General features: G+C 62.4%; 2 protein-coding genes. Both read right to left on the reverse strand.

Annotation, left to right across the window (positions count from 1 at the left end; translation table 11 throughout):
- Nucleotides 1-82: 82 nt before the first annotated feature.
- Nucleotides 83-895, reverse strand: a complete 813-nt coding sequence (locus EIY72_RS27760; RefSeq protein ID WP_093224781.1) for an alpha/beta fold hydrolase — start codon at nucleotides 893-895, stop codon at nucleotides 83-85.
- 167 nt (nucleotides 896-1,062) lie between these two features.
- Nucleotides 1,063-14,061 carry a non-ribosomal peptide synthetase gene (locus tag EIY72_RS27765; protein ID WP_093224783.1) on the reverse strand — a complete coding sequence of 4,333 codons (12,999 nt, stop codon included), beginning with the start codon at nucleotides 14,059-14,061 and terminating at the stop codon, nucleotides 1,063-1,065.
- Nucleotides 14,062-14,185: the final 124 nt, after the last annotated feature.

The raw sequence follows: 14,185 nt of genomic DNA on the forward strand, positions 1-14,185 counted from the left end.
GGAAATTATTCTGCAATAGCCCTCATCCGTGAGGGCTATCAGAATCTCGCGGGCTTGCCCGCAATGATGCCTGCACCAACAGCTAATTTCTCTGGGCAAGAAACGTCAGCAACGCTGCCGTCACAAACGCTGGATTTTCCAGATTGGAAATATGCCCCGCCTCAGGCACAAGCAAATAAGGACAACCAATCAATTCAGCCATTTCCAGGGCTTCGTGAGGTGGTCGAGGCGTGTCCTGTTCACCACAGATAATCAGTGTGCTCGCTGCATCCAGCTCGCCCAGACGCGACAGAAGATCATCGCGGCCAAAGGTGATCCGCCCCATCGGCACGATGCTTTCGCGCAGACGATCCGCGGGAAGTGCCGCGAGTTTCGCGTAGAAGTCCTGATACAACGCCGACTGCGGGTCGATACCGGGGCGGAAGAAAATCGGAACGATGATATCCAAAAGCGGTGGCGTGATCGATCCGCCTTCTTCGATCTGCTGCAGCAACGAAAAATAGTACTGACGTGTCGGTTCTGGTTCCACACCAACGTATGTGCCCATCATCACCAGACCGTTAATCCGCTGAGGCGCCAACAGGGCCAGACGTGCGCCCCACATCCCGCCGACCGACAAGCCGACCAGCGTCGCTCGTTCGACTTGAAGATGATCGAGCAGCGCCAATGCCTGTCGCGCGATATCGTCCAGAGACGTGGTAGTGGATGGCAGCGACCCGGATTGCCCATGCCCCCACAAATCCAGGGCAATCACCCGATACTGCTGCGATAGTGCACTGATCTGCGGTGCCCACATGTTCTGGTCCCACAGGTAGCTGCCCGCCAGGAGGACCGCCGGACCAGTGCCTTGATCGATATAGTGAAGGGGTTGTCCATCAATGATTAAGTAGGGCATCGGCTGCCTCCGCAAGTAAGTGGAGAGGCAGATTGTGCGGCTGACAACACGCGGTCAATCACACGAGTGTATGCGTTTGTGGCTGGCCTCCTCGCAAGTAAGCTCGCTCCGACAGGGTGCTGTGGGAGCGGGCTACTGACGAAAAGGCCGGATCAGCCCCTAAAGCATCAAAGCCCCTCCAGCTCCGCCATCAAGTCATTCAACCGATCCACCTTCTCCTCCGTCATGTCGTTGGCTGCCAATCCGTCGATGTACCCGGCCAACTCTTGCACCGTGCTGCACTCGAACATCGCCCGCAACGGCACATCCCGTTGCAGGGTTTTCTGCACCCGTGACGCGATCTGCGTAGCCAGCAACGAATGCCCGCCCAGTTCGAAGAAGTTGTCGCGGATACCGACCTGCTCCACTTTCAAAACCTCGGCCCAGATAGCGGCCAGGGTTTGCTCAAGTGGGTTGCGCGGCGCCTGATAGTCCTGACTTTGCAGTTGACCGATTTCCAGCGTCGGCAGCGCCTTTCGATCCAGTTTGCCGTTGGCGTTGAGCGGCAGTCTGTCGAGCCATAACCAATGCAGCGGCACCATGTATTCCGGCAATTCGCTGCGCAGGCGTTGCTTGATCAGTTCCAGTTGATCCGCCGTTTCAAACGAGGACTCAGCGGCCACCAGGTACCCGACCAGGTGCTTGCCATTGACGCCCTCCTGCACGCCAACCGCTGCATCACGAATCTGCGGCTGCTCATGCAGACGCGCCTCGATTTCCCCCAGCTCGATGCGATAACCGCGAACCTTCACTTGATGGTCGACGCGACCGACGTACTCCAGCACGCCGTCGCTGCGACGGCGGGCCAGGTCGCCGGTGCGATACAGACGCTCGCCCGGCCCGCCGAACGGGTTCGGCACGAACACCGGTGCAGTGCGCAACGGATCGCTGACATAACCGCGCCCGACACCTGTACCGGCTATGCACAACTCGCCCACGGCGCCCAGCGGCACCAGTTCCAGTGCGCCATCGAGCAGGTACAAGCGATTGTTGTCGGTCGGGTTGCCAATCGGCAGATAGCTGCCGCGCGTTGACGCCAGGTCAACCCGGAAGAACGCCACGTCATCCGAGCACTCAGCCGGACCGTATGCATTCACCAGACCGATGTCCGGATAACGCAACAACCATTGGTGCGCCAGTTCCGGGGGCATCGCCTCACCGGTTGGCAGCATCCAGCGCAAGCCGTCGAGGCTCACGCGCTCCTGCGTCAGCATGCCCTGGATCAACGACGGTACGCTTTCCAGCACCGTGATGCCCTGGCTTTGCACATGAGCCAGCAGGCCGTGGGGATCATGCGCAATGGCATTGGGCGCGATGTCCACCCGCGCGCCAAACAGCGGCGCGGCGAGAAACTGCCACACGGAAATGTCGAAGCTTTGCGAAGCGGTCTGAGCGATCACGTCCGCCTCGCTCAGGCTCAGGTAAGGCACCTTGCTCAACTGGTTGTTGAGCATGCCGCGCTGCTCGACCATCACGCCCTTCGGCAATCCGGTGGAGCCTGAGGTGTAGATCACGTATGCCAGGTTATCGGGGCGGCTGTAGACACCCGGGTTAGTTGCCGTCAGTGCCAGGGACTGCACCTCTTCCCAGACCAGCAAGCGAGGTCGATGGGCGCAGGCGAACTCGTCCAGCAGTGCCGTCGCCTGCTCATGGTATGCCTGGGTGCACACCAGCAACGGCGTACGGCTCAGCTCGATGATACGGCTCAGACGCTGACTCGGCAGCCCCGGGTCCAACGGCAGATACCCCGCCCCGGCCTTGAAGCTGCCAATGATCATGCCCAGCAGATCGAGGCTGCGTTCGGCCAGCAGCGCCACCGGCTGATCCAGCCCGACACCCACCGCGATCAACGCGTGACCGAGGCGATTGCTGCACTCATTGAGCGCCTGATAACTGAGTTGCTGACTGAGGCAAGTGGCGGCAATGCGCTTCGGATGGCGCTGAACTTGCGCTTCAAACAACGCCACGTAGCTCTGATCCAGCGGATAGTCCTGCCGACTCTGGTTGCAGCCATGAATCAGCAAGTCCCGCTCTTCGGTTCCGAGCAACGGCAAGTCCGCCATGTCGCCATGGAAGCCATCCATCAGCGCCAGCAGCAGGCGCTTGAACTCTGCAAGCATGCGTTCCACGGAGGATTCGTCGAAATAGCGCCGGTCATAGGACAAGTGCAACCCCAGGTCATCGCCGGGGTAGCACACCGCCGTCAACGGGAAGTTGGTGTGGGTGCGCCCGGAATCCGACGTGGCATTGAAATGCCGGGCGCGATCAAGGACTGCGACTTCCACCGGGGCGTTTTCAAAGACGAACAGGCTGTCGAACAGCGGCTGGCCTTTGGGCAACTCGCTCTGTTCCTGAATGCTCACCAGCGGCAGGTATTCGAACTCACGCAGTTGCATGTTGCTGTCGAGCAATCCGCTCAGCCACTGGCGCACGCTGCAACGCTGGTCTTGCTCAGGCATTTTCACCCGCAGGGCGATGCTGTTGATGAACAGTCCTACTGTGCGTTGCATCTGCGGCAGCTCCACCGGGCGCCCCGCCACTGTCACGCCGAACAGCACGTCATGATCACCGCTCAAGCGCCGCAGGACCAAGGCCCATGCCGCCTGGGCAAACGTGTTGATGGTTAACTGATGCGCCTGGGCCAGTTCGCGCAAACGGGCACCGTCGCGGGCATCGAGCCGGGTGTAACAGTCGCCAACGATCATGCCGCCGCTGTCACCGGCATGCTCGCGCAGGATCGGCCGGTCGCTCGGGATGGGCGTCGTGCGTTCGAAACCTTGCAGGTTGGTTTTCCACCATTGCCGCGCCTCGCTCAGGCTCTGGTGTTGCAGCCAGCCGATGTAATCGCGGTAACGCGGGGCAAGCCCAAGTTGCGCCTCCCGACCTTCACCAAGGGCGGTGTAGATGTCGAAGAAATCGTTCATCAGCAGCGAACGGCACCAGGCATCGATCAGGATGTGATGGTTGCTCATCATGAACCAGTAGCGCGCCGCGTCGACCCGTATCAAACGCAGATGGAAAGGTGCCTGGTTGAGCAGATCGAAACCGGCCTCGCGCTCGGTCTTGAGCAACGCTTGCAGCTTTGGCTCCTGCTCGGCTTCGGTAATGTCCGTCCAGTCGAGATATTCGATGGGCGTATCACCGGGTTTGTGGATCACCTGCAACATGTCTTCGCCGATGTTCCAGCAGAACGACGCACGCAGTGCTTCGTGGCGGGCGATCACCGCTTGCCAGGCCTCGGCGAAGCGTTGCGGGTCGAGTTCGCTGTTAATGCGATAACGGTCCTGCATGTAGTACAGACCGGTGCCCGGTTCGAGCAAGGTGTGCAGCAGCATGCCTTCCTGCATCGGCGTCAGCGGGTAGACGTCTTCGATGACGGCGGCCGGTACCGGGAGCGCGTCCAGTTGCGCCTGGTTGAGTTTCGCCAGAGGGAAATCCGACGGCGTCAGACCGCCAGCATCAGGGCGCAGGCAATGTTCGATCAGGCTCTGCAGTTCACCCAGGTAGGCATCCGCCAACTCACCGATGGTCTGCGCGTCGTAGCGTTCGGCACTGAAAGTCCAGCGCAACACCAGCTCACCGCCGTAGACCTGGCTGTCGACGCTCAAGGCATTGGGCAGCGGCGCATGCGCATCGTGGGCCGCCCCCGTGGCTTCATCCAGCGGATGGAACAACGCGTCGCTGCCGAAGCTCTGGTCGAATTGGCCGAGATAGTTGAAGGTGATCGCCGCCTGCGGCAACGATTGCAGGGTTGTGCGACTGTGCTCGTCGGTCAGGTAACGCAGCACGCCATAACCCAGGCCCTTGTGCGGCACCGCGCGCAACTGCTCCTTGATCGCCTTGATCGAGGCGCCTTGCCCGGCAGCTTCCTCGATGTTCACTGGGGTCAGGCGCAACGGATACGCGCTGGTGAACCAGCCCACGGTGCGGGTCAGGTCGATTTCGTCGAACAGGCTTTCACGGCCGTGACCTTCCAGCTGGACCAGCGCCGATGTATCACCGCTCCAGCGGCATAGCACCCGCGCCAATGCGGTCAGCAGCAAATCGTTGACCTGGGTGCGATAGGCACTCGGTGCCTGTTGCAGCAGTTGCCGGGTACGTTCGCTGTCAAGGCGCACGCTGAGGGTTTGTGCGTGTCGGTTCTGTTGGCCTCCGCCAGGGCGATCACAAGGCAGCTCACCGTTCGTTCCGGCCAGTTGCGCCTGCCACCATCCCAGCTCTTCCCGCAGTGACTCGCTGCTGGCATAAGCCTGCAAGCGCGCGGTCCAGTCCCGGAAGGCACTGGTTTTTGCCGGCAGTTTGACCGACTGCTGCCCATCGAGCTGGCGATACAGGGTTTGCAGGTCGTCCAGCAGCACTCGCCACGACACGCCGTCCACCACCAGGTGATGAATCGCGATAAACACGCGTTGCTGTCCCTGCGGACCGTCGACCAGCAGCACGCGCATCAGCGGCCCTTCTTCGAGGTCAAGGCTCCGCTGGGCATCGGCGAACAGCGCCGCGCATTTGTCCATTGAATCAACGCGCACCTGCCACAGCACCGCACTGTCGTCGACGGGCTGATACCTGGCCTGCCAGCGGCCTTGCGCCTGGCTGAAGCGCAGGCGCAAGGCATCGTGCTGTTCGATCACAGCCAACAGTGCCTGCTCCAGGCGATGGGGTTCCAGGGTGACGCTCGGTTGCAGCAGCAACGCCTGGTTCCAGTGGTGCCGCCGGGGCATTTCGGTATCGAAGAACCAGTGCTGGATCGGTGTCAGCTGCGAATGGCCGCTAAGCAGTCCTTGCTCCGCGCGGACCTGTTCGGTGCGGGTCGCCACGGCGGCGAGGGTCTGCACGGTCTGGTGCTGGAACAGCTCACGGGGGCTGAAATGAATGCCCTGCTGCCGTGCGCGACTGACCACTTGAATCGACAGGATCGAATCACCGCCCAGCTCAAAGAAGTTGTCGTTGAGGCCGACCTGTTCGACGTTCAGCACCTCGCACCAGATCTGCGCCAACGCAAGTTCCAGCTCGTTGCTCGGTGCCACGTATTGCTGCCGGTTCTGCTCAGGGTCCGGCACCGGCAAGGCGCGGCGGTCGAGTTTGCCGTTGGCGGTCAGTGGCATGCTGTTCAGAAGGATCAGGTGCGTGGGCACCATGTAATCCGGCAACTGTGACTTGAGGTGGGCCTTGAGGGCTTCGCGTAAATCATTTTGCTGCGCTTGGTTGTGCTCGGCGACGTCGGTAACCAGGTAGGCCACCAGTTGTTTGCCGCTGGCTGCTTCGAGTGCCAGCACCACGGTTTCACGTACTTGTGGATGCTCCAGCAAGCGGCTTTCGATCTCGCCCAACTCGATGCGGAAACCGCGAATTTTCACCTGATGATCGATCCGCCCCAGGTACTCCACCTGCCCATCGGCGCGCTGGCGCACCAGGTCGCCGGTACGATAGATACGACCACCATCGGCGGCAAACGGATCGGCGACGAAACGCTCGGCGGTCATGCCCGGACGCTGGTGATACCCCTGGGCCAGACCGGCGCCACCGACGTACAACTCGCCGCTCGCACCTTGTGGCACCAACGCCAGATCGGCGTCCAGAATGTAGGCCACGCGATCACCGATGACAGTGCCGATCGGCACGCTGCCGGCGCCCTCCTCCCAAACCTCAGGCGTGAGGCCGGCCAGCGGCATGACCACGGTTTCGGTCGGACCGTAGGCGTTGAAGAATTTCTCCGGCTTGAATGCCGCACTAATACGCGACAGGTGTTCACCGGTCAGGGCCTCGCCGCCGGTGATGATCATGCGCACCGGCAAGGTTTCGCCGGCGGTCGCCAGCCATTGCGCCAACTGACTGCCGTAGCTGGGGGTGAAGCCCAGCACGTTGATGCGGTGGCTGCGGATCAAATCGCAGATCTGCTCGGCGTCCCATTGACCCTGGGCGCGCAGTACCACCTGGGCACCGCTCAACAGCGGCACCAGCAAGCGCTCGGTGGCGGCGTCGAAGTTGATCGAATAGAAATGCAGTTCGCAATCGTCCGAGCGCATGCCGAAACGTTCGATCACCGCGCGGCAATGCATGGCGATTTCACCGTGGGACACCACCACGCCCTTGGGTTTACCGGTGGAACCGGAGGTGTAGATCAGGTAGGCCTGATGTTGCGGCAAGCTGATAAACGGCAGCTCGGTTTCGGGGTAATCCGCCAGCGCTGCGGTGTCTTCTTCGAGGCACCAACGCCGTATATTTGCAGGCAACTCACCCAGTGCCTCGAACATCGCCGCGTCGCTGAGCAACACCCCGATGCCACTGTCTTCGATCATGTAGTGCAGGCGGTCCAGCGGGTATTCCGGGTCGAGCGGAACATAGGCACCGCCGGCCTTGAGGATCGCCAGCAGGCCGACCACCATTTCCAGCGAACGCTCCAGTGCCAGCCCCACACGCACCTGTGGCCCGACGCCGCGTTCGCGTAGCATCCAGGCCAGGCGATTGGCCCGGCGGTCGAGTTCGGCATAGCTCAACGTTTGCCCGGCGAAGGTCAGGGCCGGTGCGTCCTTGCGTATCAGCGCCTGTTCGCTGAACAGTTGCTGGATGCATTGATCCAGTCGGTGCTCGCCCGGTTCGGCAGCGAGGCTGTCGAGCAACTGCCGGCGTTCATTGGCGTCGAGCAAGGGCAACTCGCTCAGACGCTGCTGCGGGTCGGCGATCAACGCCTCCAGCAACTGCCGCCAATGCACAGCCATGCGTGCAATGCGCGGCTCGTCGAACAGATCGCTGCTGTAGGTCAGGCAGCAACCCAGGCGATGATCCAGATCGGTGACTTCCAGGTTGAGGTCGAACTTGGTCGCCCGGGCATCGTTGGCCAGGTATTCGACCGTCATGCCGGCCAGGTCGCGACTCTGCTGGAACTCCCAGCGCTGTACGTTGCACATCACCTGGAACAACGGGTTGTAGGCGGCGCTGCGCGGTGGCTGCAAGGCTTCCACCAGATGATCGAACGGCAGATCCTGATGGGACTGGCCTTCGATCACCGTGTGGCGGACTTGGTCAAACAACTCGCCCACGGTCATCTGCCCGTCGAGTCGGCAACGCAGCACCTGGGTGTTGAGGAATGCGCCAATCAGCCCTTCGCTCTCCGGACGGATACGGTTAGCCACCGGCGCGCCGATACGCAGATCGGTCTGGCCGCTGTAGCGGTACAACAACGTGGCCAGTGTGGCGGTCATGGTCATGAACAGGGTCAACCCATGTTGCGCATTGAACGCACGGACCCGCGCTGCCAGTTCATCGCTCAGGTCAAAGCGATACAGTTCGCCTCGATGGCTTTGCACAGGAGGACGCGGACGATCGGCGGGCAGCTCCAGCAACGGATGTTCATGGCCGAGCTGAACCGTCCAGTAATCGAGCTGGCGCTGACGCTCGCCGGACTCCAGCCACTGCCGCTGCCAGACGCTGTAGTCCAGATACTGCACCGGCAACGGCGCCAGCGGGGATTCGCGATCGTCGATGAACGCTTCGTAGAGCGCACTGAGTTCGCGGGCAAAAATATCCATCGCCCAGCCTTCGGTGACGATGTGGTGCAGGGTCAGCACCAGGTAATGCTCCTGCTCGGCGGTCTTGACCAGGCAGGCGCGCAGCAGCGGCCCGGTTTCCAGGTCGAACGGCCGGTGCGCTTCGTCATCGGCCAGTTGCTGGACGTGCCGTTGCCGACTGACTACATCCAGCGCGGTGAAATCCTGCCACGCCATGCGCACCCGGGTTTCGCCGTGCACCTGCTGCCGGGCCACGCCATCGATGCTCGGGAAGGTGGTGCGCAGGGTTTCGTGGCGCATGATCAACGCTTGCAGCGCCGCTTCAAAACGCGCGACATCCAGCACGCCACGCAGGCGCGCCATGCCGCCGACGTTGTACGCCGGGCTGTCCGGTTCCATCTGCCAGAGGAACCACATGCGTTGCTGGGAGTAGGACAGCGGCACGGCCTGGCGCCGATCGACGCTGGCGATGGCCGGCATCCGGTTGGTGCAACCGCTGGCCTGGATCAACCCGACCTGTTTGGCAAAGTCACCGAGTTCGCTGTGCTCGAACAAGGTGCGCAGCGGCAGTTCCACGTCGCAGGCCTGACGGGTGCGGGAAATGATCTGCGTGGCCAACAGCGAGTGGCCGCCAAGGGCGAAGAAGTCATCACGCAGGCCGACTTGTGCCAGCCCCAATACTTCACCCCATATCGCGGCGATCTGCTGCTCCAGTGCGCTGTCCGGTTGCACGTGTTCACGCACCTGCCATTGCGGCTCCGGCAAGGCGCGGCGGTCGAGTTTGCCGCTCGGGCTCAGCGGCATCGCATCGAGGCGCATCAGTTGCGCCGGAACCATGTAGTCCGGCAGTTCGGCAGCCAGCGTTACGAGCAAGCGTGCACTTTGCGCAGCTTCGCTCTCTTCGGTTTCAGCAGCCGTGAAGTACCCGATCAGTTGCGCACCCGCAGCCGTTGCCCGCACCAGCACCACCGCCTGGGCGACGCCTTCACAGGCCAGCAAGCGCGCTTCGATTTCCTGCGGTTCGACGCGGAAACCGCGCAGCTTGACCTGCTGGTCGAGGCGACCGAGGTATTCGATGACGCCATCGGCCGTCCACCGCGCGCAGTCACCGCTGCGGTACAAACGAACGCCCGGCTCGCCCAATGGATCGACGACAAAACGCTCGGCCGTCAATGCCGGACGCCCGAGATAACCGCGTGCCAGACCGATACCACCGATGCACAACTCACCCGGCACACCGACCGGTACCGGGTTGAGGTCAGCATCAAGGATTCGGCAGATCACGTTCCCCAGCGGCCGCCCAATTGGCGAGCGCTCGCCATCGGCTGCGGTGCAGTGCCAATGGGTGACGTTGATCGCGGTTTCGGTCGGGCCATAGCGGTTGTGCAACTGCACCGCCGGCAGTTGCGCCAGCACGCGGTTGCGCAGTTCGGCAGGCAAGGCCTCGCCCCCGGAAAACACCCGGCGCAGGCTGGTGCAATGCTCGCTCAGCGGTTCGTCGATGAACAGCGCCAGCAGCGGCGGCACGAAGTGCAAGGTGGTGACGCCGTGCTCCTGAACCAGCTGCGCAATGCGCTGCGGGTCACGGTGTTCGCCGGGCGCGGCGAGTACCAGACGAGCGCCGGTGATCAGTGGCCAGAAGCATTCCCACACCGACACGTCGAAGCTGATCGGTGCCTTTTGCATCAGCACATCGCTGTCGTCCAGACGGTAGGTGTCCTGCATCCATTGCAGGCGCTCGGCCAAGGCTGCGTGGGTGACACCGACGCCTTTGGGTTGCCCGGTGGAGCCTGATGTGTAGATCACGTAGGCCAGGTTGTCGCCATGCAGGTGCAACCCCGGCGCGTGACTTGGCCAGTTTTCAAGGTGCAGGGCATCCATGGCGATCACACTGACGCCCGCGCAAATCGGCAAGCGATCGAGCAGTGCGCTCTGGGTGAGTAGCAATTGCACGCCGCTGTCGCCGAGCATGTAGGCCAGACGGTCCGCCGGGTACTCCGGGTCCAGCGGCACGTAGGCACCGCCGGCCTTGAGAAGGGCCAGCAAGCCGATCAGCAACTGTGGCGAGCGCTCACAGGCTATTGCCACGCACACGTCCGGCCCGACACCTTTGTCACGCAGGTAGTGAGCCAGGCGATTGGCCCGGGTGTGCAGTTCAGCAAAACTGAGACTGCCGCCGTCCCACAGCAGTGCGGTTCGCTCAGGTGTCTCGCGGGCCTGCTTGTCGAGTTGCTCGGGCAGCCATTGGCTGGCCGGAACACGGTTGTTGATGCCCCACTGCGATTGCTGAAGCTGCTCGGAGGCGGTCAACAGCGGCAAATCCGCGATGGCTGTTTGCGGTTGTTCACAGACGGCCCGCAGCAGGTTGCGCAAATGCCCGGCCAAACGCTCGATGGTCCCGGCATCGAACAGTTCGCTGGCGTAGTCGAAGGACAGGCTCAAGCGCCCATGGCGATCCTCTTCGCTGTGCAACTGCAAATCGAACTTGGCTTCGCGGCTATGCCACGGCAGCTCCTCGGCCAGCAACCCCGGCAGCCTGTGCAGTGCACTCAAGTCCCGTTGCTGATGGTTGAACATAACCTGGAACAAACCCTGCTCGCGCGCCTGCGGGAAGGCTTCCAGCAATTGTTCGAACGGCAGGTCCTGATGGGCCTGAGCACCCAATGCAACGGCACGGGTTTGCGCCAGCAACTCGACAAACGACAGACGCGCATCCACCTCGGCACGCAACACCTGGGTGTTGATGAAGAAGCCGATCAGGCCTTGGGTTTCCAGACGCGGACGGTTGGCGTTGGGCACGCCGATGCGGATGTCGCGCTGCCCCGTGTAGCGGTGCAACAGAGTCTGGAACGCAGCCAGCAACAGCATAAATGGCGTGCACTCGTGAGCTTGTGCAGTTTGACGAAGCGCCTCGCTCAGCGACGCGTCCAGACGCACGCTGTGGCGTGCAGCGCTGCGCGTCTGTTGCGCCGAGCGCGGATGATCAGTGGCCAGATTCAAGACCGGATGTTCATCCCCCAACTGCGCCTTCCAGTAAGCCAATTGCCGCTCGCCCTCGCCTTGGGCCAACCACTGACGCTGCCAGCTGCCATAGTCGGCGTACTGGGTCGGCAGCGCTGCCAGTGTTGCGCTCTGGCCTTGGCATGCCGCCGCGTACAGGCGAGAAAACTCGTCGATCAGCACATTCATCGACCAGCCATCGGCGATGATGTGGTGCATCGTCACCAGCAGTTGATGATCCTGCTCATCGAGTCGCACCAGGGTCACCCACAGCAACGGCCCCTGTTGCAGATCGAACTGGGTATGCGCTTCGTCTTCGCGGATTTGCTCTGCCCGGGCCTCTCGCTCGGCGGCGGGCAGGTCGCTGATGTCGATCATTTGCAGATTGAACTCACCTGCCTTATCGACCTGTTGCAGCGCAACGCCGTCACGCTCGAAGAAGCGCGTGCGCAGGGACTCATGACGCTCGATCAAGCGCTGGAAACTGACGCGCAAGGCGTGCTCATCCAGTTCACCACGCAGGCGCAAGGCACCGGGAATGTTGTAGGCGCTGCTCTGCGGTTCCAGCTGCCAGGTGATCCACAAACGGTTCTGCGCCAGGGATTGCGGCATCGCCTCACGCCGCGACAATGGGCTGATTGCACCTTGAGCCACGCCACCGTCCTGTTGCAGACGCGCCACCTGCGCGGTGAATGCGCCGAGGGTCGGCGCTTCGAACAGCAGGCGCAGGTTCAGTTCCAGGCCGAGGGCTTCACGCAGTCGAGCAACCACCTGAGTGGCGGCAATGGAGTTGCCGCCGAGCAGGAAAAAGTGATCGTCGGCGCCAATATCCTTGAGCTGCAACTGCTCGCACCAGATCTGCCCGATCAGTTTTTGCAATGGCGAATCCGACTCGGTAGCAGCATCACGTTCGACCACTGGCGAGGGGAACAGCGCATAGCTGTCGAGGCTGCCATCGGCCAGCCGATTACGGCACGCCGAGCGTTGCAACTTGCCGCTGGAGGTCTTCGGCAACGCCCCCGGGTTGAGCAGCACCACCACACTCGGCGCCTGCTGATATGCCTCGGCCACCACCTGGCGAATGGTCTTGATCAACGCCTCCGGCGCGAGGATCTTCTGCACGCTGCGGCTGATCTCGGCGGCGATGCCGATGCCTTCATCACCCTCAACCGTGACCGCAAACGCAGCAACGCGGCCTTTGCGCACCACCTCGACTTCACGCTCGATCGTCTGTTCGATGTCCTGCGGATACAGATTGTGCCCGCGCACGATCAGCATGTCCTTGAGGCGCCCGGTAATGAACAATTCACCGCCGCGCATGAAGCCCAGGTCGCCGGTGCGCAGCCACATCTGGCCCGCATGTTCGACAAAGGTCCTGGCGGTGGCTTCAGGGTTGCGCCAGTAGCCGCGGGCAATGCTCGGCCCACAGGCCCAGACCTCACCGACCTTGTTGTCGGCCAATTCACTGAGTGATGCCGGGTCCATGATCAACACCGCGTGATCCGGCTGGCTGACCCCGCAACTCATGATCGCGCTGCCCTCGCCCGCTTCGACGTGGTTGCTGGCCAGGGACTGATCATCCACCCGCAGGCTGCCGATGCCTTGACCGCGAGCCGTGCCAGCAACGAACAACGTCGCTTCGGCCAGGCCGTAGGACGCCATGAAACTCTCCCCTGAAAAACTGCAGCTCGCGAACTTCTCGGTGAAGCGTTGCAGAGTATCCAGGCGAATCGGCTCGGAGCCAGAATAGGCCACGCGCCAACCGCTCAGGTCGAGCCGCTCAAGGGCCGACTCGCTGACCCGTTCGCTGCATAGGCGATAGGCGAAGTCCGGCCCGCCACTGATGGTGCCGCCGTACTCGCTGATCGCTTCCAGCCAGCGCAACGGTCGGCCGAGGAAGTACGCTGGCGACATCAACACGCAGGGCACACCGCTGAAAATCGGCTGCAACAAACCGCCGATCAAACCCATGTCGTGGTACAGCGGCAACCAGCTGACGATCACGTCATCAGGATTCAGGTCGATGCCGAAGCCGTGGCGGATCAGCCGTTCATTGGCGACCAGATTGCCGTGGCTGACCTGCACGCCTTTGGGCAGCGCGGTGGACCCGGAGGTGTATTGCAGGAAGGCGATGTGATCGTCTGAGAGGTCCGGTGCAAGCCAGTGCTCGGCCAGGTCGGCGTCCAGGGTATCGACACAGAGCAACGGCGGCGCGCCTTCAATCTGCAGCAGCGAGTCGCGCAGATCGGCACTGGTCAGCAGCAGCTTCGGCTCGGCATCGTCGATGATCGACAGCAAGCGCTCCTGATGATGGCGGCGCGTCGATTCCGGCGGATAAGCCGGCACGGCGATCACGCCCGCGTAAAGGCAGCCAAAAAACGCCGCGACGTAATCCGGGCCGCTGGGAAACAGCAACACCGCGCGATCGCCGAAATCCGCTCGAACCTGCAACGCACCGGCAATGGTTCGCGCCCGCTGATCCAGCTCGCGATAACTGAGCACCACGGCCTGATCCGCGGTGTCGGCGAGAAAACGCAACGCCACCCGATCCGGGGTCAAGGCCGCGCGGCGCTGAAGGGCTTGGACCATTGTGCTGGGGAGTTCGAACGCGTCGGTCATGAGGTTTCCTGGCTGATGTCGGCTTGCAATTGGAATCGGATTTCTGGCGTCGCGCCCTGAAGCAGGGCACGCAGGACGCGGTCTTCGCCGACCACGCAAGGCATTGGGAATGCGCTGGCAACCG

Origin of the sequence: Pseudomonas vancouverensis, assembly GCF_004348895.1 — a bacterium.
Classification (GTDB): domain Bacteria; phylum Pseudomonadota; class Gammaproteobacteria; order Pseudomonadales; family Pseudomonadaceae; genus Aquipseudomonas; species Aquipseudomonas vancouverensis.

Bases quoted from the DNA above. Each gene is read 5' to 3' on its own strand.
- EIY72_RS27760 (WP_093224781.1), bottom strand. From the start codon at position 895: ATGCCCTACTTAATCATTGATGGACAACCCCTTCACTATATCGATCAA.
- EIY72_RS27765 (WP_093224783.1), bottom strand. From the start codon at position 14,061: ATGACCGACGCGTTCGAACTCCCCAGCACAATGGTCCAAGCCCTTCAG.